The organism is Stenotrophomonas sp. NPDC077421, from assembly GCF_049545505.1.
In the GTDB taxonomy this organism is placed as follows: Bacteria; Pseudomonadota; Gammaproteobacteria; order Xanthomonadales; family Xanthomonadaceae; genus Stenotrophomonas; species Stenotrophomonas nematodicola.
This window is the reverse complement of record NZ_JBMWDP010000006.1, coordinates 51,683-76,498: the sequence shown is the minus strand read 5'-3', so window position 1 is coordinate 76,498 and position 24,816 is coordinate 51,683. Positions and strand designations below refer to the sequence as shown.

The following is a 24,816-nucleotide window of genomic DNA, read 5'->3' as shown; positions in this document are numbered from 1 at the left end:
CAAGAACGACCGGTGCACAGTGATGTCGGCGACGCGATGCTGTGCCGCGTCGCTCGAAGATGAGCGAGGTGTGGCACGCCTCCCCCCGGCAGGCGCGAAGACTAATGCGCGCGTCGTCGTGATGAACGGGTGAACACGGCATGACGCCGCCACCGTGATTACATCGATGCCAGTGATACCCATTCTCATTTGGGTTACACTGGCGTCATGAATTCCGCTCGCGCGTCACGGCGGGCGGTGCGATCCGCGCCCCTGAACGAGTGTCCTGTCGTGTCCAGAATCCTGATTGCCCCGTTGGCCGCATGGCACTGCTTTGCCGTGCTGGCGTGCGCCATCGGCCTGTCGGTTTCGACCCCCGCTGCGGCCCAGCAGCGCAATCCGCTGCAGAAGGTCGGCCACACCGTATTGGACGAGCCGGCGCAGAGCTATCGTTTCGAGCGTTTAGTGATCGACAACGCCGACCACACCCGTCGCTGGCGTATCCATCTGGGGGTGCCGACGGCATCGTCGACCGCACCCGCGCCGGTGCTGTACATGCTAGACGGCAACGCTGCAGCGATGGTGTTCGACCAGGGCATTCTCAGCGAGCTGGCCGCGGGCAAGGCGCCCGTACTGGTGTTCATCGGCTACGACAACGACCTGCGCATCGATTCACAGGCGCGCACGCTCGATTACACGGCCTGGGTCGATACGGCCGACGACGGGAACGGCAGCGTGCAATCCGTTGGGGGAGGCGCGGCCGCGTTCTACGACGTGATCGCGCAGCGCATCAAGCCCGAGGTGCAGCGCCGCACGCCGATCGATACGCAGCAGCAGTCGCTTTGGGGCCATTCGCTGGGCGGCCTGTTCGTGCTCAGCACGCTGTACACGCACCCGACCGCATTCCAGCACTACATCAGTGCCAGCCCCTCGCTGTGGTGGAGCCAGGGTGCACCGCAGGGTGCGATGGAGCAGCAGTTCCTGGGGAGCTATCGCGGCACGCCGGCGCAGCTCACGCTGATGCTTGGCGGTGATGAGCGCCGCGGGAACCGCGGTGTGCGCGATCTCACCAACCCCCGCGTGGTGGCGCACCTGCGCCGCATCGGGGGGGCCGCGCCGGACGCGGCCTACCAGTTGAGCCGACGCCTGGAAGAGGTGCCTGGCCTTCACGTCACGTATCGCGAGTTCGCCGGTCTCGGCCACGGCCCGATGTTGCCGGCATCCCTGAAGGCCGCGCTCACCGCGCTGTACGGCATCGCCGACCGCAGCGCGATGCCTGCGGCGACGCCGGCGACGCACACCGACGATTGAGTCTTTCCTACCCAGGCAGACCCGTGGCCCCGTGCCACCGCCGCAATGGATCGCGGCCACGCCGAGGCAATCCCTGTGACAACGCGCCGGATGCGCGCCCCCAACAGAAGGTTACTGCCATGTACAAATTCAACTCCCTGCCGCGCCTGGCCACCCTGGCGCTCGCGCTGTCGATGGCTACCAGCAGCGCATTCGCGCAGCCGGTGTTCGACACGCCTGCCAATGGCTTCCGCGGCCAGGTCAGCAGCCGCGGCGAGAATGTGGTGCCTGGCACCCAGGCCGATGTGACCGGTCGCCAGTTCGTGCCGGGCCAGCGGGTGACCCTGCTGCGCGGCGACACCGTGCTCAACGCAACCCCGTACGTGGTCGATGAGCAGGGCAACTTCAAGGCCACCATCGCCATCCCGGCCGACGCAGTGCCGGGCCAGCACCCGGTGGTGGTGCGCGCCAGCCAGCCCGATGCGGCGGCCGTGCTGTCGCTGCGGGTGTCGCCGAACCTGCCGTTGAGTGGCCAGCAGGCATTCAACCAGTCGTCGGCGAAGCTCGTGCAGGGGCTGTATCAGAGCGCATACAGCCCGGCCAGCAACGCCGTGTTCGTCACGTCGGCAGTCGGCCGCCCGCCGGTCACCCAGTCGCAGCTGCTCAAGGTGGACCCGACGCGTCTGAACGTGATCAAGGCGATCACCCCGGCGCAGGTGCCCGACGCCAAGGGCGGCAGCGTGTTCGCCGTGTACGGCGTGGGCGTGGACGATGCCAATGGACATGTCTGGGTGACCAATACCCGCCAGGATACCGTGGCGGTGTACCGGCAGTCGGATCTGGGCCTGGTGCACCAGTTCCCGGTCGGCACCGTGCCGCACGCCCGCGACGTGGTCGTGGACACCAAACGCGGCAAGGTGATCGCCTCGGCTACCGGCGAAGACCATCTGTCGGTGTTCGATGCGAAAACCTTCAAGGCGCTGGAGCCGATCACGCTGGCCTCTGGCGTGGACGACGGGAAGTTCGTGCCGATGAGTCTGGTGCTCGACGAGGCCAGCGGCAAGCTGTTCACCGTGAGCATCGGCACGCCGGAAGCGGCGGTCATCGATGTGGCCAGCGGCAAGGTCGACAAGGTCATCGCGCTCGGCAATTCGATCAGCGCCTCCGGTGTCGCCTATGACGCCAGGCTCGATCGCCTGTTCGTGGCCTCGCAGGGCAGCGACAACCTGCTGATCGTGGATGTCGCCAGTGGCAAGGTGCTGCATGACGTGCCGGTGGGTGCAGGCGCGCTCAATGTGGCCTTCGAGCCGGTTTCCGGCCTGGCCTATGTGACCAATCGTGGTGCCGGCACGGTGACCGTGGTCAATGGCGAGGGCAGGATCGTCGGCAACCTCGACGGTGGCACCTTCCCCAACCATGTGCGTGCCGATGGCAAGGGCAACGTGTTCGCTGTGAACAAGTCGCGTGGCGCCGAAGACCCCAAGGGCGACCGCATCACGCGCCTTGCTCTGCGCAGCCAGTAACTACCGTGCAGGGCGGCCGCCGGCCGCCCTGCCGAAGGAGCAATGATGAAAACGATGGGTTCCATGCGGCTGGTGCCGCTTGCGCTGGCAGTCGCATTGACGGCCTGTGGTGGAACGGCGACGCCGCCGGCGGCCGACACGGCTGCCGCCACGCCCCAGGCGACGACGGCCGAGGATGCCGGCGCCTTGCCGGCGGGCTGGACGCGTGTGGACGGCGGGGCGCTGCCGACCCTGGCAGGGCAGGCCGCCGTATTGCCGGCCACGGTGCAGTCCGACGACGGTGCCACGGTCACGGTCGACGACACCAGCAGGATCATTGTGGGCGGCGACGACGTGATCGCGGTGCTCGATGCGCTGGGACTGGGCAAGCAGGTGTTTGCCGCACCGAAGAACACCACCACGGAAAGCGGTCGCGCCGCGCCGCATCAGTTCCTGTTCAACCGCACCACGGGTGTGGAGGGCGTGCTGAGCCTGCAGGGCTCGCTGTTCCTGGGCAACAGTCTGCGCCGCCATACCGAACTGGCGCAGAAGCTGCGTGCGGTCGGTGAGCCGGCGGTGGTGGTGGACGATCTGCAGGCCGCGCCGGACAAGGTGCGCAAGATTGCCGCCGCCGTCGGTCTGGCCGACGCGGGTGTGCAGTTGGCCCGTCAGGTGCAGCAGCAGCTGGACGAGGCCGCCGCCATCGGCACGGCCAGCGGCCGCGCCGCGCGGGTCATCCATGTATCGGCGACCGGTGCCGGTGGCGCACCGACCGTCGCCGGTGCGGACAGCGCGTCGGCCAGACTGATCGCGCTGGCCGGTGGGGTCAACATCGGCACCGAGGCCGGGGTGGCGAATTACTCGGCATTGAGCAATGAAGGCGTGCTCGCGGCGGCACCGGAGGTGATTCTGGTGACCGGGCACGATCTGGCCCTGTTCGGCGGCGCCGAGGGCCTGTGGAAGGCGTATCCCACGCTCAGGCAGACGCCGGCCGGGCAGGCCAATCGCGTCTGGGTGATGCCGGACGTGCAGCTCAAGTACGCGAGCGTCGGGTCCGGCGTCGGGGCGCTTGCGCTGGCCAAGGCGTTGGCGGCGCTGCCGCCGGCATGAGTCCTGCCGACCGCCGTCGTCGCCGGGGCCGCGGCATGCTGCTGCTGGCTGCCGCGGCGCTGCTGGTGGCCGTGCTGGCCTCGTTCGCGGTGGGGCCGTTGCGCTTGCCGCTGCTGGAGGTGCTGCAGGCGATCGGCGTGAAGCTGGGGCTGGCGGACCCGCAATCGGTCAGCGCCCGGGATCTCGCGGTGGTCTGGCAACTGCGCATACCGCGCGCGTTGCTCGGCGCGATGGTCGGCGCGGCACTGGCGATGGCCGGCGCGAGCCTGCAGGGCCTGTTCGGCAACCCGCTGGCTGATCCGGGCATCGTGGGTGTCAGCCAGGGCGCGGCGCTGGGCGCGGTGGCCGCCATCGTGCTGGGCGCGGCCGGGGCGGCGGGGTGGATCGTGCCGGTAGCCGCCTTTGTCGGTGGCGCGCTGGCCATCGGTCTGACCTACGCGCTGGCGCGGCCGGGCAAGGGCAGTGGCAATGCCACGCTGTTGCTGGTGGGCATCGCGATGGCGGCGTTCTGCTCGGCACTGATCGGATTCCTTACGTACATCGCCAGCGAAAGCGAGCTGCAGTCGCTGGTGTTCTGGCAGATGGGTTCACTGGCGCGCGCAAGCTGGCCTGATGTGGTGGCGGTGGTGCCGTTCTTCGCGATCGGTGCGCTGGCCCTGCAACGTCTGGCGACGCCGCTGGACATGCTGGCTCTCGGTGAGCGCCAGGCGCAGCACCTGGGGCTGGACGTGGCACGCACGCGGCGGCGCCTGGTGGCCTTCAGCGCACTGCTGGTTGGCGCGGCGGTCGCCTTCGCGGGCTCGGTGAGCTTCGTTGGACTGGTGGTGCCCCACGTGGCGCGGATGCTGGTGGGTCCGGGGCATCGCTGGCTGTTGCCGGTATCGGGCATCCTCGGCGCGGTGCTGATCGTGATTGCCGATACCGCCGCGCGCACCCTGGATCCGCCGGCGGAGATTCCGCTTGGACTGTTCTCGGCCGCGCTGGGCGCGCCGTTCTTCCTGTGGCTGGTGCTGCAGCAGCGCCGCAAGGACACCCCATGAGCGCGCTGCTGCGGATGCGCGGAGTGATCGTGCGCCGCCAGCAGCGGGAGATTCTGCACGGCATCGCGCTGGATTTCGTGCCAGGCACGGTGACCGCCCTGGTGGGTCCGAACGGCGCCGGCAAATCGACATTGCTGGCGGTGGCGGCAGGCGACCTGCGGCCCGACGCGGGGGAGGTGCTGCTGCAGGGTCGGCCGTTGGCCGGCTATACGGCGGGCGCATTGGCCCGCGAGCGCGCAGTGATGCCGCAGGAGCACGGCGTGCGGTTCGCCTTCAGCGTCGAGGAGGTGGTGGCGATGGGGCGCTTGCCGCATCCGCCGGATCCCGTGGTGGATGATGCGCAGGTGGAGCAGGCCATCGACGCCGCCGAACTGCAGGCCCTCCGCCTGCGCGAGGTGCAGCAGTTGTCGGGCGGCGAATCGGCACGCACCACCTTCGCGCGCGTCCTGGCCCAGCAGACGCCGTTGCTGCTTTTGGACGAACCTACCGCGGCACTGGATCTGCGCCACCAGGAGCGCACGCTGCGCAGCGTGCGCGCCCTGGCCGACGCCGGTGCGTGCGTGATCGTGGTGTTGCACGACCTGAATCTTGCGGCGGGCCATGCCGACCGCATCGTGCTGCTGGAGCAGGGCAGGGTGGCGGCCGATGGCGCCCCGGCCGACGTACTGACCGAGGCGACGCTGGGTCGCGTCTACCAGCAACCGGTGATCGTGCTGCAGCATCCGCAGCGCGGCGTACCCCTGGTAGTAGTAGCAGACCCCACGTAGCGCCGGGCTCTGCCCGGCTGGGGCCACCGACGCGCGATCACCGTCCAAAGCAGCCGACCAGAGGGCGGCTCTACACCAGCGCGATGCGCCGCCACCCTCGTAGAGCCGGGCTCTGCCCGGCTCCGGCCACCGACACACGATCACCGTCCACAGCAGCCGACCAGAGGGCGGCTCTACACCAGCGCGACGCGCCGCCAACCCCGTAGAGCCGGGCTCTGCCCGGCTGGGGCCACCGACACACGATCCCCGTCCACAGCAGCCGACCAGAGGGCGGCTCTACACCAGCGCAACGCACCGTCACCCCGTAGAGCCGGGCTCTGCCCGGCTGGGGCCTTCAACGCGCAATCACCGTCCAAAGCAGCCGACCAGAGGGCGGCTCTACACCAGCACGACGCACCGCCACCCCGTAGAGCCGGGCTCTGCCCGGCTGGGGCCACCGACGCACAATCACCGTCCACAGCAGCCGACCAGAGGGCGGCTCTACACCAGCGCGACGCGCCGCCAACCCCGTAGCGCCGGGCTCTGCCCGGCTGGGGCCTTCAACGCGCAATCACCGTCCAAAGCAGCCGACCAGAGGGCGGCTCTACACCAGCGCGACGCGCCGCCACCCTCGTAGAGCCGGGCTCTGCCCGGCTGCGGCCACCGACGCACGATCACCGTCCAGAGCAGCCGGCCAGAGGGCGGCTCTACACCAGCGCGACGCACCGTCACCCCGTAGAGCCGGGCTCTGCCCGGCTGGGGCTACCGACGCGCGATCACCGTCCACAGCAGCCGACCAGAGGGCGGCGCTACGGCGCGACGCACCGTCACCCCGTAGAGCCGGGCTCTGCCCGGCTGGGGCCACCGACGCACGATCACCGTCCAGAGCAGCCGACCAGAGGGCGGCGCTACCGGAAGCGCGGCGGTTACCAGCCGAACGTGGCTGTGGCCATCACGCTGCGTCCGCTGCCGTAGTAGCACGAGGACACTCCGGTGCACGTGGACACGAAGCGCTTGTCGGCCAGATTGCTCGCATTGAGCGCGAGCAGCACGCGGGTGCTGCCAACCTGGCCCAGGTCGTAACGGATCGCCGCATCGAACAGGGTGTACGACGGAATCCGGTACAGGTTGGCGCTGTCGCCGTAGCTGGCTCCGTTGTAGCGCGCGCCCGCCGCCAGACTCAGCCCGGCGAGCGCGCCGCCCTGGACGGTGTAGTCGGCCCAGAACGAGGCGGTGTAGTCCGGCACCATCGCCAGCTGCCTGCCCTTGTAGGGCGCCGAACGGATCATCTCCGAATCCATGCGCGATGCCGCGCCGATCAGACTGAAGCCCTCGATCGGCGTGATACGGCCCTCCAGCTCGATGCCGCGCACACGTCCTTCATCGCCCTGGATGGAGCAGGTCGCGGTGCCGGTTGCACCGCAGTTGCGATGGCTGGCAATCGGATCGTCAACGATCATGTTCTGCTGGCGCAGGTCATACACCGACAGGGTCACCAGGCCATCCACGGCTGCCGGCTGGTACTTCACGCCCGCTTCCCACTGCGAACCGGTCACCGGCTCGAAGGCGGTGTGTGTGAAGCTGTCCAGCGGCGACTTGGTCGAGGGCTGGAAGGACTCGGCATAGCTGATGTACGGCGTCAGGCCGTTCTCAAACACATACAGCACGCCGGCACGGCCGGTGAACGCCTCGCTTTTGATCACGTTGCGCCCGCCGGGCTGGGAGATGCCGGTGGCGATGTTGCGATTGGCGCTGGTGGCGTCGTCCTTGGTCCAGTCGTAGCGGCCGCCCAGCGTGAGGCGCCAGTGGCCCAGTGACATCTGGTCCTGCAGGTATACACCGCTCTGGCGGTTGACGCCGGCCGTCGGCGTTTCCGTGGTGGCAGTGGGCCGGTAGGGGGAATGGACCGGGTTGAAGATGTCGATCGGGCGCGGGCTGGACATGGCCGTACGCACGCCTTCCCAGTCCGCACGCTGCCAGTCCCAGCCGAACAGCAGGGTGTGGTCCACGCCGCCCGTGGCGAAGCGGGCCTGCAGGCGGGTGTCGAACGTATCGCCGTCGGAATCGCCGGTGCCCTGCACACCACGGCGGTTCTGCGTGCGGCCATCGGCATTGAGCGCGCCGAAGGTGACCACGCCGCGGTACAGCGAATCAACATGGGTCCGGCGCGCGCTCTGGCTCAGCGTGATGTGGTCGTTGAACCGGTGCTCGACCATCCATCCAGCCGTCCACAGCGTGCGGTTGAAGGTGTTCCAGTCGGGCTCGCCGATGAAGGTGCTGTTCTTCATGTGGCCGTAGCGCGTGGCGTCGAGGGTGCCCGCCATCGGCAGGAACTGGTACGTCGAGCCGCCGTTGTCCTTCTGATACAGCCCGAGCAGGGTCAGGCGGGTGTGCTCGGCGATCTGCCAGGTGTAGCTCGGTGCCAGGAACCAGTGCTCCTGTGCGGTGTGCTTGATCTGCGTATCGCCGTCGCGGTACAGGCCCACCAGGCGTACCAGGTGATCGTTGCCGGTGCTGCCGGTGCCGACGTCGAACGCGGCGCTGTACTGGCCGTGGGCATCCAGCCCGAGACGCAGCTGCTGCACCTGGTCGGGAGTGGGCGTCTTGCTCACCTGGTTGACCATGCCGCCTGGGGCCACCTGGCCGTACATCACGGCCGAAGGACCCTTGAGCACTTCAACACGCTCCAGGTTCCAGCTGTCGAACATGCTGCGGTTCCACTGGCTGCCCTGTGGCGCGCGCATCCCGTCGAGGGTGACGTTGTTGGCCCAGCTGCCGGCGTCGAAACCGCGGATGCGGAAATCGTCGACACGATTGTCGATGCCGCTGCTTTCCAGGCTGACACCGGCCACATAGCGCATTGCATCGTTGAGCGACTGCACGCCGCGCGCATCCAGCTCGGCGCGCTCGATCACCGACACCGACTGGGGTGTCTCGGCAAGGGAGGTGCTGGTCTTGGTGGCGCCGCTGGTGCTGTTGGCGGCACGGTAGGCATTGACGCGGACGGCATCGAGCTCAGTGGCGCTCTGCGCCAACGCGGAGGCGACGGGCAGGCAGGCAAAGACGCAGGCCAGGGCGAGCAGATCGGGACGCAGTCTGCGGGGCGAGACGGGGGTGGGGGACATGGACGGAACTCGGGACACGGAAGGAGAGGGCGCAGACGCTGGCCATACGCACACGGCCAGCGGCCGCCACCAGCATCGATGCCGTCGTCGGATGACGCGGTCACCCTGCCATTTTAAGTTGTTGGGAAAGATATGCAATTGCGACCCATTCGCATATGCGGACCGGAACGGGTCGCATTTGTTCCACCTGGATCAATGTATGAGTTGAGCTGCACTCATTGTTCCAGTGGTGCGCGCAAAACTCACTTGCGTGTCGCGGGCAGAGGCCTACAATGCGCACACACCCCACCCGCCGCTGCCATGACCTCGATGCCGCTCCTGACGTTTTTTACCCAGACCCGCGAACACGCGGGACGGGCGCGTCTGCCCTGCGGCTCATCAGGCGGCTGACCGGTTTCCGGTCACCTGGAGACCCCCAGAGAGAGCGCCCATCGGGCGCTCTTTTCGTTTCCGCGTTACACAACCGATGCAAAGGAGAACGTGTCATGCACCAGACCGCCGAGCCCCAAACCTGGCCGCACGCCCGTTAGCCAACGGCGGCGTGCGGCTCCTTGATGTTGGCGACGAGAGCACACCCCATGAACACCCATTCTCTTTCCCACTGGCGCAACCTGGGCATCATCGCCCACATCGACGCCGGCAAAACCACACTCACCGAACGCCTGCTGTGGAAAACCGGCGAGATCCGCCGCGTCGGCGAAGTCCATGACGGCGCTGCCACCACCGACTTCTCGGCGATCGAACGCGAGCGTGGCATCACCATCGGTGCGGCCGCCGTGCAGGCGCACTGGTCTCCCCGCGGCGAGGGCGACCATCGCCTGACCCTGATCGACACGCCCGGCCATATCGATTTCGCCATCGAAGTGGAGCGTTCGCTGCGCGTCCTCGACGGCGCCGTGGCCGTGTTTTCTGCCGTGGACGGCGTGCAGCCGCAGTCCGAGACTGTCTGGCACCAGGCGCGCCGTCATGGCGTGCCGCTGATTGCGTTCGTCAACAAGATGGATCGCATCGGTGCGTCCTTCGAGCGCGTGCTGGCGCAGCTGCAGGACAAGCTGCAGGCGCGTCCGTGGGCGATCGGCTGGCCGCTGGGCGTGGAAAGCCGGTTCCACGGCTGGGTGGACCTGATTGCCCGCGAGATCGTCGAATGGGACGACACCGGCACGCCGGTGCGGACTGCCTGGACGGCCGAGCAGGCCGTGCAGTGGCAGCCCCGTCGGCTGGACCTGATCGAAGCGGTCGCCGACCACGATGACGCGCTCGGTGAAGCCTGGCTGGAAGGACGCGAGATAGACGATGCGCAGCTGCGCGCGGCCCTGCGCCGGGCCACGCTGGCCGGTGCCGGCGTGCCGGTGCTGGCCGGTGCGGCATTCAAAAGCAAAGGCATCGACACGCTGCTGGATGCGGTCGTCGATTTCCTGCCGTCGCCCTTGGATCGCCCGCCGGTCGTGGCCATGCGTGACGGCAGCGAGGTGCTGCTGCCGCCGGATCCGAAGGGTCCGCTGGCCGCGCTGCTGTTCAAGATCACGCACCAGAGCCACGGGGCGTTGAGCTTCATCCGGCTGTACTCGGGCACGGTAAAGGTGGGTGACAGCGTGGCCAGTTCGCAGCATGCGCAGGGGCGTCGGATCGGCCGGCTGGTGCGTGTGCAGGCCGACCAGACCCATGACATCAAGGAAGCCGTGGCCGGCGACATCGTGGCGGTGATCGGGTGGAAGGATGCGGTGAGCGGCGAAACGCTCAGCGCCCCGTCCGCGCCGTTGCTGCTTGATGCCATCCAGGCCCAGCACGCAGTACTGGCCTGGCGGTTGAATGCGGACAAGGCGTCGGACCTGATCCGGATGAGCCAGGGCCTGTCGAGCCTGGCGCAGGAAGACCCCTCGTTCCACGTCTCCACCGACGCGGTGACCGGGGAAACCCTGATCTGGGGCATGGGCGAGCTGCACCTGGAGGTGATGGTCGAACGACTGCGCAGCGAGTGGAATGTGCCGGTACGCACCGGGGCGCCACGGGTGGCCTACCAGGAAACCCCTGCACAGGCAGTGCAGGGCGTGGAAGGCAAGGTCGCCAAGCAGACCGGCGGCCAGGGTCAGTTCGCGAGGGTGCTGATCGACGTGGTGCCCATCGACGGCGGCGAGATCCGTTTCATCGACCGGACGGTCGGTGGCGTGATCCCGAAGACGTTCGTGGCAGCGGTGGAGAAGGGTGTGCGTGCGGCGCTTGAAGAGGGCCCGCGTGGACATCCGGTGGTGGGGCTCGAGGTGACCCTGACCGACGGCCAGACCCATGCCAAAGATTCCTCGGACATGGCGTTCCATCGCGCCGGCAGCGAGGCGATCAAGGCCGCGCTGGCGAGGGCGGGCACACGTCTGCTGGAGCCGGTGATGGAAGTGGCCATCCATGCCCCGTCGGCCAACGTCGGCGACGTGGTGGGCGATCTCAATCGCCGTAATGGCCGGGTCGCGTCCATCGAAGACCGCGGCGCCCAGGTCGAGGTGCTCGGGTATGCACCGCTGGCCAAGCTGTCCGGCTACACCACGGCCCTGCGCTCGTTGACCCAGGGGCGCGCTTCCAGCGACATGCGCTTCAATGGCTATGAGGAAGTGCAGGTCGCGTAGGGTGCCATTGCGCGGTACAGAACAGGAGGCCGGACCACCGGCCTCCTTTTTTTTGTGGCGGCCCGCCTTTGCCGCGTCGGGCGGCGTTGGTCACGGCCACGCCCTGGATCGTGGTGCGCGGATACAATGCGCGTCCAACGTACGGGAGTCTTCGATGAGCAGCGCGCATTTCTATCCGATCGGGACTCCCGGCCAGCCGTGGGGTGACGTCGAGCGCGCCGCCTGGCGTGCACGCCAGCAGCGCCAGCGCAGCTATCACGACGATGTCGTGGCGGCACTGGAGCGGCTTGGCGATCGTATTGAGATCGTCCAGTACGGGCAGCTCGACTACCCGCCGGACCATTACCCGCTGTTCGCCGCCATCAGCAGTGACTGGGACCCCGCGTTGCCGTCGGCGCTGATCACCGGTGGCGTGCACGGCTATGAAACCAGTGGCGTGCATGGCGCCCTGTTGTTCCTGGAGCAGAAGGCGGCCGACTATGCCGGGCGCATCAACCTGCTGGTGGCGCCCTGCGTCAGCCCGTGGGGCTACGAACGCATCCAGCGCTGGAATCCCGATGCACTGGATACCAACCGGGCCTTCCGCCCCGGCGAGACCGCCGAGGAGACCGGTGCGCTGATGCGCTGGATCGCCGCGCGTGGCGACACGCTGCTGGTCCACGTGGATCTGCACGAAACCACCGACAGCGACGCCAACGAATTCGACCCGGCGCTGGCGGCGCGCGACGGCAGGCTGCTGGTGCCGGAGACCATTCCCGATGGCTTCTATGTGATCGGCAACAGCGAGAATCCCGAGCCGGCGTTCCAGCGGGCGCTGATCGCAGCGGTGGAGAAGATCACCCATATCGCCCAGGCCGATGCCGATGGCAATCTCGTCGGCATGCCGCTGCAGTCCCCGGGCGTGGTGTGGGGGGCGTCGCGGTCGATCGGTGCCTGCGCCGGCTTCACCGATGCGCGCTTTGCCACCACCACCGAGGTCTACCCGGACAGCCCGCTCACCACCCCGGCGCAGTGCAATGACGCGCAGGTTGCCGCAGTGTGCGCGGCATTGGATTTCGCACTGGCCCACCGCTGAGGGGGCCGGCAACTCTGGCGGGCGATTCTGTCGCTGGGCCTGCTGGTCATCATCCGCACCTTCCTGAGCTGGTCGGTGGTGCTGGATGTCGAAGGATTCTGGCCGTGGAACGGGCCGAAGGCGCCGCGGGAACCGTGGCGGTTGCACGCACGTGCCGGCGCAAGCGGCGCCACCGACGATCGGCTATCGTAAGCGCCCCTGCCACCTCTTCCTTCGAGCGCCACGCATGAAACCCACTTCGAAGCGTGTTCGGCGGCGGTACTGCATCGTACTGTCCGCCGCGCTGCTGGTCGCGGGATGCACGGGCACGACGACCCCGGCGAAGGACCTCGGCGCGGACATCGACGAGGTCGCCGCGACGCTGATCGAGCAGCCGCTGCTCCACTCGACCTCGATCGCCGTGGTGTACAGGGGCAAGGCATTCATTCGACATCGCGGCGACATGGAGGCGGGGACGCCGGGTCCGCCAACCGATGCGACGCTCTACGAGATCGGCTCGTTGAGCAAGACACTGGCAGGCACCCTGATGGCCAATGCCGTTCTGGAGGGCAAGGTGCGTCTGGACGATGATATCCGGATGTATCTCGACGACGCCTATCCGAACCTGGCGTACAAGGGCGACCCCATCCGCATCCGTCACCTGCTGTCGCATACGAGCGGCTTGCCGAACATGCTGCCGGCGGAGGCGAACACAGTGCTCACGGACTTCACGAACCAGCGCACGCCCGGCGAGCTCAATGCCATCTACGCGCACTACGGCAAGGCCGACTTTTTCAGGGACCTGCATGGCGCCCGGATTCCCCGCATGCCCGGGAAGGAGTACGCATACTCCAGTACCGGCACGGAACTGGCCGCGCATGTTCTGGAGACGGTCTACAAGACGGATTATGAGTCCTTGTTGCGCGGCTACCTGGCCGAGTCCGCAGGGATGACGGACGTCAGGATCCGGCTGAGCGACGAGGAGGCCCGCCGGCTTGCGATCGGCTATCACAGTGACAACCCGGTGCCCACCACGCCGATGCCGCAACTGCCTTGGGGCGCATCCGGGAACGCGAAGGTGACCGTGCCGGAAATGGTGAAGTACCTTCGGTTCCAGCTGTCTGGCGGGTCTGTCGTGACGGAGTCGCGTCGCGCGCTCGTCGAATTCGATCCCGGGTTCAGCATCGGTTATTTCTGGAACATCGTCAGCGGCGACCGGTTGAAGGGCACCTACTTCGCGCATCATGGCGGCGTGCCCCGATCGCAGTGCTACGTGTACATCCTGCCAAAGTACGACCTTGGCATATTCGTCATCACCAACCAGAGCGGCGACCAGACGGCGCGCGCGATGGAGGCGGCCATCACTACGCTGGTCGAACGGATTGCCGCGCGGGAGAGGGTGGCCGGGTTGTCCCGCCAAGGCGCGTAGCGCGCTGAGGGGGCAGGGGCCATCAGGGCTGTTTGCGTGACGCGTCACGGTCGCGCGAGGGCGCGATGGCCGGGACTGGACGCGGTCGCGCTACGGACGCGCGCGTGATCAACCGGTGCGCGAGCACATGGTTCACCGTGCGGTGCCCCGAAGACGCGGGGCGCCGGATCTCACGCAACAGGATGTCGATGGCGGTGTCCGCCATGTCCGCCACCGGTTGATGCACCGTGGTGAGTTCCGGCCACACCATCGTCGACGCGGAGGTGTCGTCGAACCCCACCACCGAAAGGTCACCCGGTACCACCAGGCCGCGGCGATGCGCCACCGACACCACGGCCGATGCCATGTCATCGTTGCTGGCGAAGATCGCAGTGGGCGGCGCGTCCACGCTCAACAACCGTTCTGCGGCGTCCAGCCCGGAGCGGTACGTGAAATAGCCGGCATGGACGAGTGCGTCGTCGTAGCCGATGCCGGCGTCGGCCAGCGCATCCCGATACCCCTGCCATCGGTGGGCGCTGGCGGTCTGATTTGGATCGCCCTTGATATAGCCGATGCGGGTATGTCCGTGGGCGATCAGATGCGACACCACGTCGTGGCTTGCCTGCCGATCATCGATGCGCACGCAGGACATCCTGTCGCTGAAATGGCTGGACGCGATGGACACGACGGCCACGCCTGCGGCAAGGAACTCGTCAACGATGGCCTGCGACTCGCACAGGGGCGGCGGCAGTATCACGCCTGCCACGCTGCCTGAAAGTTGCCGTGCCGCGTGGCGACGTGCCTGGGCGCCCAGGTCATCCCAGGTGGCGATCACCAGCTGCGCCGCTGCACGGGTGGATCCGCGCAACGCACCGACCAGGAGCTCGCGCAGGTAGCTGGAGCTTGGATTGGTATAGATCAACGCGATGCAGGTGTGCTGCGCCGCAGCCAAGGCGCTCGCCGCCAGGTTGGGCCGGTAGTCAAGTTCACGCACGCTGCGCATGACGCGCTCGCGGTTGTCGTCGCGCACGCCGGCATGGCCGTTGATGACGCGTGACACCGTCATGGCGGAAAGCCCGGCGTGCGCCGCGACGTCATCGATGGTGACCGCGCCTGCCTTTCGACGGACCGCTCTGTGGCTGTTTTTCACGGCATGGGTTCCTTTGCTGCGCTGCATGATGACAAGCGCAACCCTGGATGATTAGGCTGCGCCCGTGACGTGATGGTAGCGCTACCACTCGGCCGGAGTAAGGCCGCCAGGTACCCCCCCTTTACCACGCGGCTGTTCTGGCAAGTCTGAAAGCGAGTTGGCCTCGCAGTGAGCGCAACGCGCACTGCGATGTTCGGTGTGGAAGACGGGCATCGCCCGTACGTGCCCCCAGGAGGGGCGGTACATCCATTCGATCGTATGTCAGAGGGGAGAGTCATGAGCGCTGCTGCTTTCCGTCGTACCCCAGGCCGGAGGGCTCGTTCATGAGCCGGACGCTGGCGAAGTTCACATCCAGGGCCATGTTTACGTTTGTAGGCGGCGTTCTGGTCATCAATCCCGCATTCGCGCAGGACGCACCGACGCCGGCGTCCAGCGCCCAGTCGCAGACCCAGCCAAGTCCGACGCAGCTGGATACCGTCCAGGTCACCGGCATCCGCAACAGCCTCAGCCAGGCGATGGACATCAAGCGCGACTCGGCCGGTGTGGTGGATGCAATCAGTGCCGAGGACATCGGCAAGTTCCCCGACACCAACCTGGCCGAGTCGCTTCAGCGCATCACCGGCATCTCCATCGAGCGCCGCGACGGCGAGGGTGCCCAGGTGACGGCGCGCGGCTTTGGCCCGCAGTTCAACATGGTGACGCTCAACGGTCGCCAGATGCCCGGTGCCGATGCCTTCGGTGCAGCGGGGCAGGTCGCCATCGGCGGTGTCGACGGCGGTACCCGCGCGTTCAACTTCGCCCAGCTTGCCGCAGAAGCGATCAACGGCATCGAGGTCTACAAGACCAGCCAGGCGAACGTGCCCAGCGGTGGTATCGGCGCCACCATCAACATCCTGACGTCGCGTCCGTTCGACCACGAGGGCGTGGTTGCCAGTGCCGGGGCCAAAGTCGTCTCCGACAGGAGCCAGCCGTTCGACAACGACCTGACCCCGGAACTGTCGGGTATCTTCAGCTACACCAACCCCGACAGGACCCTCGGCGTCGGCGTGAGTGCGAGCTACCAGAAGCGCAAGGGCGGCTCGGTCCAGGCCACCGACAACTACTGGAACATCCAGCCGTGGACCGGCACGATGCCCGGCAACCCGACGGTGGTCAACGCCCCGGCGATCGGCGCGCTGTACGCACGGCCGAACGACCTGCGCTACGCGTTCTCCGAGTTCGAACGTGAGCGCATCAACGGCCAGGCCGTGCTGCAGTTCGCGCCGACAGACGCGATCACGCTGACCCTTGACTACACGTACTCGACCAACGAAATCACCGAGAATCGTGGCGAACAGGGCATGTGGCTGCAGAACAGCAACTACACCGACGTCACGTTCGATACCAGCGGAGCGGTTGCCACGCCGATCTACATCCGTGAGATCGCGGGCACCAAGGATTTCGGCCTCGAGCAGCAGCGCAGCATGCAGAAGTACAAGCTGGGCTCGCTGGGTCTGAACGCGGTGTGGAATGTCACCGACCGGTTCAAGCTCAGCTTCGATGCGCACGACTCGAAGAACGAGAGCCGCCCGAACGATCCGCTGACCGGCGGCGGCTCCATCTTCAGCAGTATCGCCGGCACCAACAACTGCACCACCGGACCGCATTGCGGCGGGTCCTGGGTACAGGAGATGGTCTTCAACAACGGCCTGCCGGTAGGCACGCAGGTCTGGTACCCCAGCACGGCCGACGCCATCGCCAAGACCAACGGCGTGGTCAACCCGGGCTTCGTGCCAGGCGAAATCGGCTCGCAGGTGCTGCGCATCAATTCGCAGACCCAGGTCAGCGAGATCAAGCAGGGGCGCGTCGACGGCGAGTGGAGCTTCGACAAGGGCCGCTTCCAGTTTGGTGTGGACTCGAGCAAGCAGACCACCCACCGCATCCAGGCCGCAGAGAATTACAACACCCTGGGCGACTGGGGCGTGGCCAACGTTGACGGGGACGTCGCGAACGGGTTGATGGACCTGCTGCAGCCGGTCAACATCGTCGGGCTGTTCAAGGACTACAGTGCCAACAGCTTCACTGCCTGGCGCGGCGATGCCGGCCGGATCGCGCAATGGGCGGCCGACAACTACGGCGCCAGCCTGGGGGTGAGCCCGCAGCTCGCCGCCGACAACCGGGTGGAGGAGAAGACCCGGTCGGCGTACTTCCAGGTCGAGCTGGACGGCGACCTGGGCGGCCTGCGCACCAGCACGCGGCTGGGCGTCCGCTATGAGACCACCGATGTGGTGTCGACCTCGATCATCGCCATTCCGGAAGCCATCGAGTGGCAGTCGAACAACGACTTCCGCGTGCTGTTGTCCGATGAGCAGCAACCCTTCACCGAGAAGACCACGTACAGCTACGTCCTGCCCAACCTGGACTTCAGCATCGACCTGATGGACGACCTCAAGGGGCGCGTGTCGTTCGGCAAGAGCATCGCCCGCGCGCCGATCGGCAATCTCTACGCCGGTCCAACGGCACAGCAGCCGTTCGGTTCGGTACTGATCGACCCGTCGTCGAGGGCCAGCGGCACCGCGCAGAACCCGGCGCTGAAGCCTCTGGAATCGGACAACCTGGACCTGGCGCTGGAATGGTACTTCGCTGACGCCAGCTACGTGTCGGTCACCTTCTGGAACAAGCAGGTCGACAACTTCGTGGGCAACACCGTCGTGCAGGAGAACCTGTACGGCCTGCGCGACCCGAGTTCCGGACCGGATGCGCAGGCGGCACTGGCGTTCCTGACCAGCGGAGCCTGCATCACCCAGGTTGGGGCGGCCAATGCGGCAGCCTGCTCGGCCAACGACACCTCGCTGTTCACCGCGCTGGCCCTGCTGCGCAACAACCCGGCCGGGCTGGGCGCCTACAACGGCACGGATGCTCAGGTGCTGGCCACCGAGGCCGCGTACGATCTGTACGGCACCGCGGCCGATCCGCTGTACCTGTTCAACGTCAACCGCCCCATCAACCAGAACAAATCCAAGCTGCATGGCTGGGAGCTGGGTGGGCAGTACTTCTTCGGCGACACGGGGTTTGGCATCCTCGCCAACTACACCATTGTCAACGGCGACGTGGGGTTCAACAACGGCGGCGATCCGGGCATCGACCAGTTCTCGCTGACTGGACTCAGCGACACGGCCAATGCGATGCTGATGTACGAGAAGTACGGCTGGTCTGTCCGCCTGGCCTGGAACTGGCGTGACCAGTACCTGATCCTGGCCAACCAGGGAGCAAGCCGTAATCCGTACTACGTGGAAGCGTACGAGCAGTGGGATCTCAGCGTGAATTACACCCTGGATGATCACTGGTCGTTCGGCCTGGAGGCGATCAATCTGACCGGTGAGGACGTTCGCTGGCGTTCGCGCACCTCGCAGATGATCGTGAAGCTGGCCGATCAGAGTCCGCGTTACATGCTTGGCGTGCGTTACAGGTTCTGAACCGTGAGGGTGCCGCTGCTTGGCCAGCGGCACCCGTTCCAGGCTCCTGATGGGATTGGACACCACCATGCCGCGTTACGAAATGCTCAACAACATCGCCCACCGCGACCTGCGCGTGGCCACCGGTTTCGGGCCCGAGTTCGGCGACGCGGTGGGCATGGTGCCGGCCTACCCGAGCGAGTTCGCCGAGCTGCAGCGCGAGTACCCCATTTTTCTGCGCAGGGACCCGGCGACGGGGGACTGGCAGTCCGTTGCGCTGCTCGGATTCGAGCAGCACGAGAATCTGTTTCTGCACGATGGGCGCTGGAATGCCACCTATCTGCCGGGGGCCGCGGCCAAGGGGCCGTTCCTCATCGGCTTCCAGGAGAACCGGATCGATGGCGCACCTGTCCAGGAAGCGGTGCTGCACGTCGACCTCGACCACCCGCGCGTGAACGCGATGCAGGGTGAGCCGGTGTTCCTGCCGCAGGGGGGGAACAGCCCCTATCTTGACCATATCGCAGGCGTGCTGCGCGGCATCCACGATGGCCATGCCTTTGGCGCACACATGTTTTCCATGCTCGATACGAACGGACTCATCCAGCCGGTCTCGCTTGATGTGACGATCGACACCGGTCATCGGGTGGGCATCAACGGCCTGCATGCGATCGACCGTGACCGCCTGGCCCAGCTGGACGGTTCCGCGCTCGCCGACCTCAACCGCGCCGGGTATCTGGAAGGCGCGTACCTGATGCTGGCGTCTCTGCACAACATGCGGCGCCTGATCGCCGAGAAGCAGCGCCGCCTGCGCACGCAGGATGCCGCCGTGGCGGCGGGCAGGAACTGACCCATGCATGACGGCGTTGCCATGCGCGTTCTCGACGGTCTTGCGCCGGAAGCGCTGCCGCTGTCGGCACTGGCTGCCGTCGGCGAGCCGGTCGTGCTGCGCGGCATCGCGCGCGACTGGGGGCTGGTGCAGGCCGGGCGGCGTTCCACACACGAGGCGCTGGCCTATCTGCGCGGTTTCGATGCGGGCGTGCCTGTGCCGTATTCGTTCGGCGGGCCGGAGATTGAAGGGCGTCCGTTCTACAACGAGGACTTCACGCGGTTGAACGTCGAGGTCCGGCGCGGCCTGCTGACGCAGGTGCTGGACGAAATTGCCGAGACCTTCGAAGACCCCAGGCCGCCTACCTACTATGTTGCCGCGCTGCTGATCGAGCGGGCGCTCCCCGGGTTCGCGCAGGCCAACGATGCCGGCCTGGCGGGGCAGGGCATCGAGGCATCGGCCAGCATCTGGATTGGCAACCGCGTAACGGCGTCGTGCCATTTCGACACCCCGGACAACCTGGCGTGCTGCGCAGTGGGCCGGCGCCGCTTCACGCTCTTTCCGCCGGATCAGATCGAGAACCTGTATCCCGGGCCACTGGAACCCACGCCGGGAGGCCAGGTGGTCAGCGTGGTGGATTTCGAGCGCCCGGATTTCGCGCGCCATCCCCGCTTCCGTGATGCCCTGGCAAGCGCGCGGACTGCCGAGCTGGAGCCGGGTGATGCCATCTTCATTCCGAGCATGTGGTGGCACCACGTGCGCAGTCTGGCGCCATTCAACGTGCTGGTGAATTACTGGTGGCGCAGCACACCCGGCTTTCTTTCCTCCCCGCTGCCGGCGCTCCAGCATGCGATGTGGGCGCTGCGCGATCTGCCTGCACGTGAAAAGCAGGCCTGGTCGACGATCTTCGACTACTACGTCTTCGGTCCGGGCGAGCGCGCAGGGCAGCACCTGCCTGAAGCGGCCAGGGGCGAGCTGGCACCGTTCGACGAGACGCAGGCACGGCGCACGCGCGCACAGCTGCTGGCTCGACTCAACCGCTGATGGGAGCATCGCATTGAACGTTGCGAACACACCACACGCACGGGTCCGCAAGGTCGTCATCGCCGGTGGCGGCACGGCCGGCTGGCTGGCCGGCTGTGCGCTGTCCCACCAGTTCCGCGACCAGCTGGACATCACCCTGGTGGAGTCCGAGCAGATCGGTACGGTGGGCGTTGGCGAGTCGACCGTGCCGCCCATCCGTGCGTTCCACCGCTTTCTGCAGATCGACGAGCAGGAATTCCTGCGCGCGGTGGCCGGCACGTTCAAGCTCTCGATCTCGTTTGAGAACTGGCGTCGACCAGGGGACCGTTTCATCCATCCCTTCGGCACGATCGGGCAGGGAACGTGGGCTGCGCCGTTCCACCATTTCTGGCTGGACAGCCTGCGCCGCGGCATGCCGTCGGAGCTGGGCGATTTCTGCCTGGAGAGCGTCGCCTCGCGCGGCGACCGGTTCTCGCTGGACACCCGGCCGCAACTCAACTATGCGTATCACTTCGACGCCAGCCTCTATGCGAAGTTTCTTCGACGCAGGGCCGAAGCGCAGGGCCTGCGGCGGGTCGAGGGCAAGATCCGCAACGTGCAGCAACATGCCGATGACGGCTCCGTTGCGGCACTGGTGCTGGAGGACGGGCAGATCATCGAGGGCGATCTGTTCATCGACTGCACCGGCTTCCGCGGCCTGTTGACCGAGCAGACCCTGCATACCGGCTACGAGGACTGGCACGACTGGCTGCCCAGTGACCGCGCGGTGGCGGTGCAGACCGGCTCGGTCTCGCCGCCGGTTCCGTACACCCGCGCCATCGCACACGAGGCCGGCTGGCGGTGGCATATCGCGCTTCAGCATCGGGTCGGCTGCGGCCTGGTGTTTTCCAGCCGCCACATGTCCGACGACGAAGCGCACGCCAAGCTGCTGCGTGACGTCGAGGGCCCGCCCCTGCGCGATCCCTGGCTGGTGCCATTCCGTAGCGGGCGGCGGCTGAAGGCGTGGAACAGGAACGTGGTGGCGCTTGGGCTTGCGAGTGGCTTCATCGAGCCGCTGGAATCGACCAGCATCCACCTGACCATCAGTGCCGTAGTGCGTCTGATCCAGTTGTTCCCGTTTGACGGCATCAGCCCGGCGCTGATGACGCTGTACAACGATGTCAGCCGCCAGGAGATGGAGCATGTGCGCGACTTCATCATCCTGCACTACCACGCAAACCAGCGCGACGAGCCGATGTGGAAGGCGTGCCGCGAGATGCCATTGCCCGAGTCGCTCGCCATCCGGCTGCGTGCCTGGCGCGAGCGGGCCCATGCGTGGCAGGACCCCGGCGAGCTGTTCCGGGTCGATTCCTGGACCAGTGTGCTGATGGGGCAGGGGATCCAGCCGGGTCCGCCGCACCCGCTGGCACGTGCCATCGATGACGCGGACCTGCGGACGTTGCTGGCGCGGATCCGCCAGCCGGTGCAGCAGGCGGTTGCGACGATGCCGTCGCAGGCCGCCTTCATCGAGCGCTACTGCAGGGCAGGAGAGGACGTATGGCCGCGGGCGCCAGCCCTGACGTAACGCGGCAGCATGCTGTTGTCTGAAAATGGTAGCGCTAACTTCAATAACGGGCGGGAGTGCAGTACATGGAACTGGTGGCCGGAATCGACGCAGGGACGCAGAGCCTGAAGATCGTGGTGTACGACCCTGCCGGGCGTCGACTCGTTGCCAGCACCAGCTCGCCGCTGGACCTCACGTCCGGCGCCGATGGCAGCCGGGAGCAGCACCCGGCCGATTGGGTCGCCGCACTTCATGCCTGCTTCCATGCGATCGAACCCAAGGTTCGCTCGCGCATCACCGCGTTGGCGGTGTCGGGCCAGCAGCACGGGTTCGTAGCGGTCGACGCGGCAGGCGAGGTGCTGGCACCGGCCAAGCTGTGGTGCGACACCAGCACGTCGGCCGAGTGCGTGCAGATCATGGACGCGGTGGGCGGTGCAGCGCGCAGCATCGCGCTGGCGGGCAACCCTGTCCTCACCGGGTACACCGCCTCCAAGCTGCCCTGGACCAGGACCCATCGGCCCGAGGCCTACGCGCGGCTTGCCACGATCCTGCTGCCGCATGACTACCTCAATTTCGTGTTGACCGGCGAGCGCTTCTGCGAGTACGGCGATGCGTCGGGCACGGGCTGGCTGGACGTGCGCACCCGCACCTGGTCGAGCCCTCTGCTGCGCGCGACCGATCCCGAGCGCGACCTTGCCGCGTGCCTGCCGCGCATCGCCGCGCCCGAGGAGATGCTGGACATCGACCCGGCCATCGCGGCGGCACTGGGGCTGCGTGCGACCGTGAAAGTGGCCGTGGGCGGTGGCGACAACATGATGGCGGCGATCGGCACCGGCTGCGTCGTGCCCGGTCGCCTGGCGATGAGCCTGGGCACCTCGGGCACCCTGTTCGCCTACTCGGACACGCCCGTGGTCGACCCGGACGGGAAATGGGCCGCGTTCTGCTCGTCCACCGGCGGCTGGCTGCCGCTGATCTGCACGATGAACTGCACGGTCGTCACCGAGCAGGTCGCCGATGCGTTCGGGTTCAGCACCCGGTATGCCGACGGGCACCTGCGGGCGACGTCGCCCGGTGCAGACGGCCTGGTGATGCTGCCGTTCCTCAATGGCGAGCGCACGCCGGACCTGCCGCTGGGAAAAGGGGTACTGGCGGGCCTGGACACGGCCAACATGACCCCGGCGCACTTCTACCGTGCGGCCGTCGAAGGGGCGACGTACAGCCTGAAGTACGGCTACGACGCCTTTGTCCGCGCGGGCATGCGGTTCGAACGCATCGTGCTGACCGGCGGCGGCAGCAACAGCGCGCAGTGGCGGCAACTGGTGGCCGATGTGTTCGGCCTTCCGGTGGACGTGCCGACCCAGTCCGAAGGCGCGGCATTCGGTGCGGCATTGCAGGCCCTGTGGGCGCTGGGTCACGCGCGTGGAGAGGGCGCGTCCATCGCCGAGATCGCAGACCGGCACGTAACGCTCGACCCGCTGCAGTCCGCACAGCCCGATCCGGCGCGCACGGACGCCTATGCCACGGCGTATGCCCGATTCCTGCGCCATCTCGACGCCATCATGCCGCTGTATCGCGGCTGATCTCCCTCTTTCGCGACACCTCCCACACCAACAGGAAGACCCACCATGAGCAATCAGCCTTTCATCGGCGCCACGGAATACTTCCCCGGCATCGGCCGCATCCCCTTTGAGGGCCGGGGCTCGGACAACCCCCTCGCATTCAAGGTCTATGACGCGGACCGGGTCATCGGTGGCAAGACCATGCAGGAGCACCTGCGCTTCGCGGCCTGCTACTGGCACACGTTCTGCAACGCGGGGCATGATCCGTTTGGTCCAGGCACCCGCCGGTTCCCGTGGGAGGCCGGCTCGCCGATGGCCACCGCCGAAGCGAAGGTGGACGCCGCGTTCGAATTCTTCACCAAGCTTGGCGTGCCGTACTGGTGCTTCCATGACATCGACCTGGCACCGGACGCCGACGATGTCGCCCAGTACGAGAAGAACCTCAAGCACATGGTCGGCCTGGCCAAGGCGCGCCAGGAGGCGACCGGCATCAAGCTGCTGTGGGGAACAGCCAACCTCTTCTCGCATCCGCGCTATATGAACGGTGCATCCACCAATCCGGATTTCGGCGTGGTGGCGCGTGCAGCCGTACAGGTGAAGGCGGCGCTGGAAGCGACGGTTGAACTGGGCGGCGAACACTACGTGTTCTGGGGTGGCCGGGAAGGCTACGCCTCGCTGGTGAACACGCAGATGAAGCGCGAGCTCGACCATCTCGCGCGCTTCCTCACGATGGCGCGGGACTACGGCCGCAGCATCGGGTTGAAAGGGAACTTCCTGATCGAGCCCAAGCCGATGGAGCCGATGAACCACCAGTACGACTTCGACAGTGCGACCGTGGCGGGCTTCCTGAAAGCGCATGGCCTGGACAAGGACTTCAAGCTCAACATCGAGGCCAATCACGCCACACTCTCCGGACACACCTTCGAACACGATCTGCAGGTCGCGTCCGACCACGGCTTGCTGGGCAGCATCGACGCCAACCGTGGCAACGGGCAGAACGGCTGGGACACGGACCAGTTCCCGACCGACCTGTACGACACCGTCGGCGCGATGCTGGTCGTGCTGCGGCAGGGCGGGCTGGAGGGGGGGCTGAACTTCGATGCCAAGCTGCGCAGGGAGTCGACCGACCTGGAAGATCTGTTCATCGCCCACATCGGTGGCATGGACGCGTTCGCGCGCGGGCTGGAAGTGGCGCACGCCCTGCTGCACGACTCGCCGTGGGAGCAGTGGCGCGCCGAGCGGTATGCCAGCTTCGACAGCGGCGCGGGCAGGGACTTCGAAAACGGCACGCTTGGCCTGACCGACCTGGCGGCGATGGCCATCAAGCTCGGTGAGCCCGCGCAGGTCAGCGGCAAGCAGGAGCGCTACGAGAACCTCCTCAACCAGTATCTGCTGCGCTGACATCACACCGG

16 protein-coding genes are annotated in these 24,816 nt (G+C 67.1%); 14 read left to right on the top strand and 2 right to left on the bottom strand.

Annotation, left to right across the window (positions count from 1 at the left end; all coding sequences use genetic code 11):
• The first annotated feature begins 270 nt into the window (after nt 1–270).
• From ACPEH1_RS04985 to ACPEH1_RS04965, 5 genes are all read left to right on the top strand, one after another.
• Nucleotides 271–1,290, top strand: a complete 1,020-nt coding sequence (locus tag ACPEH1_RS04985; RefSeq protein WP_423715360.1) for an alpha/beta hydrolase — start codon at nt 271–273, stop codon at nt 1,288–1,290.
• A gap of 119 nt (nt 1,291–1,409) precedes the next feature.
• Nucleotides 1,410–2,792: an ATP-binding protein gene (locus tag ACPEH1_RS04980; RefSeq protein WP_423715359.1), complete on the top strand. Its 1,383-nt coding sequence runs from the start codon at nt 1,410–1,412 to the stop codon at nt 2,790–2,792.
• A 45-nt stretch (nt 2,793–2,837) separates the two neighbouring features.
• Nucleotides 2,838–3,881 (top strand): heme/hemin ABC transporter substrate-binding protein, encoded by a 1,044-nt coding sequence (locus tag ACPEH1_RS04975; protein ID WP_423715358.1) that lies wholly within the window; start codon nt 2,838–2,840, stop codon nt 3,879–3,881.
• Nucleotides 3,878–4,921, top strand: a complete 1,044-nt coding sequence (locus tag ACPEH1_RS04970) for a FecCD family ABC transporter permease (RefSeq protein ID WP_423715357.1) — start codon at nt 3,878–3,880, stop codon at nt 4,919–4,921. The genes ACPEH1_RS04975 and ACPEH1_RS04970 overlap by 4 nt, the downstream gene beginning before the upstream one ends.
• On the top strand, nt 4,918–5,688 hold the full coding sequence (locus tag ACPEH1_RS04965) for a heme ABC transporter ATP-binding protein (protein ID WP_136004143.1): 771 nt from the start codon (nt 4,918–4,920) through the stop codon (nt 5,686–5,688). The genes ACPEH1_RS04970 and ACPEH1_RS04965 overlap by 4 nt, the downstream gene beginning before the upstream one ends.
• Nucleotides 5,689–6,593: 905 nt before the next feature.
• On the opposite strand, the gene ACPEH1_RS04960 is transcribed toward ACPEH1_RS04965, so the two are convergent.
• Nucleotides 6,594–8,792: a TonB-dependent siderophore receptor gene (locus ACPEH1_RS04960; protein WP_154081151.1), complete on the bottom strand. Its 2,199-nt coding sequence runs from the start codon at nt 8,790–8,792 to the stop codon at nt 6,594–6,596.
• Nucleotides 8,793–9,370: 578 nt separating this feature from the next.
• On the opposite strand from ACPEH1_RS04960, the gene fusA reads away from it, so the two are divergent.
• The 3 genes from fusA to ACPEH1_RS04945 all read left to right on the top strand — a co-directional run bounded on the left by fusA (nt 9,371) and on the right by ACPEH1_RS04945 (nt 13,890).
• The gene (gene fusA / locus ACPEH1_RS04955) at nt 9,371–11,407 is read left to right on the top strand and encodes an elongation factor G (RefSeq protein WP_313242429.1); all 2,037 of its coding nucleotides are present in this window, start codon (nt 9,371–9,373) and stop codon (nt 11,405–11,407) included.
• Between the two features lie 154 nt (nt 11,408–11,561).
• The gene (locus ACPEH1_RS04950; RefSeq protein ID WP_423715356.1) at nt 11,562–12,482 is read left to right on the top strand and encodes a M14 family metallopeptidase; all 921 of its coding nucleotides are present in this window, start codon (nt 11,562–11,564) and stop codon (nt 12,480–12,482) included.
• Nucleotides 12,483–12,708: 226 nt separating this feature from the next.
• Nucleotides 12,709–13,890: a serine hydrolase domain-containing protein gene (locus ACPEH1_RS04945; RefSeq protein ID WP_423715355.1), complete on the top strand. Its 1,182-nt coding sequence runs from the start codon at nt 12,709–12,711 to the stop codon at nt 13,888–13,890.
• 22 nt (nt 13,891–13,912) lie between these two features.
• Here the strand turns inward: ACPEH1_RS04945 and ACPEH1_RS04940 are convergent, their stop codons facing one another.
• The gene (locus ACPEH1_RS04940) at nt 13,913–15,046 is read right to left on the bottom strand and encodes a LacI family DNA-binding transcriptional regulator (protein WP_423715354.1); all 1,134 of its coding nucleotides are present in this window, start codon (nt 15,044–15,046) and stop codon (nt 13,913–13,915) included.
• Nucleotides 15,047–15,342: 296 nt separating this feature from the next.
• Between ACPEH1_RS04940 and ACPEH1_RS04935 the strand changes: the two genes are divergently transcribed.
• The 6 genes from ACPEH1_RS04935 to xylA all read left to right on the top strand — a co-directional run bounded on the left by ACPEH1_RS04935 (nt 15,343) and on the right by xylA (nt 24,805).
• Nucleotides 15,343–18,474 (top strand): TonB-dependent receptor, encoded by a 3,132-nt coding sequence (locus ACPEH1_RS04935; protein ID WP_136007031.1) that lies wholly within the window; start codon nt 15,343–15,345, stop codon nt 18,472–18,474.
• A 67-nt stretch (nt 18,475–18,541) separates the two neighbouring features.
• On the top strand, nt 18,542–19,300 hold the full coding sequence (locus ACPEH1_RS04930) for a SapC family protein (RefSeq protein ID WP_208020029.1): 759 nt from the start codon (nt 18,542–18,544) through the stop codon (nt 19,298–19,300).
• A gap of 3 nt (nt 19,301–19,303) precedes the next feature.
• Nucleotides 19,304–20,323 carry a cupin-like domain-containing protein gene (locus ACPEH1_RS04925; protein ID WP_136007033.1) on the top strand — a complete coding sequence of 340 codons (1,020 nt, stop codon included), beginning with the start codon at nt 19,304–19,306 and terminating at the stop codon, nt 20,321–20,323.
• A gap of 13 nt (nt 20,324–20,336) precedes the next feature.
• Nucleotides 20,337–21,866 (top strand): tryptophan halogenase family protein, encoded by a 1,530-nt coding sequence (locus tag ACPEH1_RS04920; RefSeq protein ID WP_136007035.1) that lies wholly within the window; start codon nt 20,337–20,339, stop codon nt 21,864–21,866.
• Between the two features lie 65 nt (nt 21,867–21,931).
• Complete coding sequence (xylB, locus tag ACPEH1_RS04915) at nt 21,932–23,425, top strand: xylulokinase (RefSeq protein ID WP_423715353.1); 1,494 nt, start codon at nt 21,932–21,934, stop codon at nt 23,423–23,425.
• A gap of 45 nt (nt 23,426–23,470) precedes the next feature.
• Nucleotides 23,471–24,805, top strand: a complete 1,335-nt coding sequence (gene xylA / locus ACPEH1_RS04910) for a xylose isomerase (protein ID WP_313242417.1) — start codon at nt 23,471–23,473, stop codon at nt 24,803–24,805.
• Nucleotides 24,806–24,816: the final 11 nt, after the last annotated feature.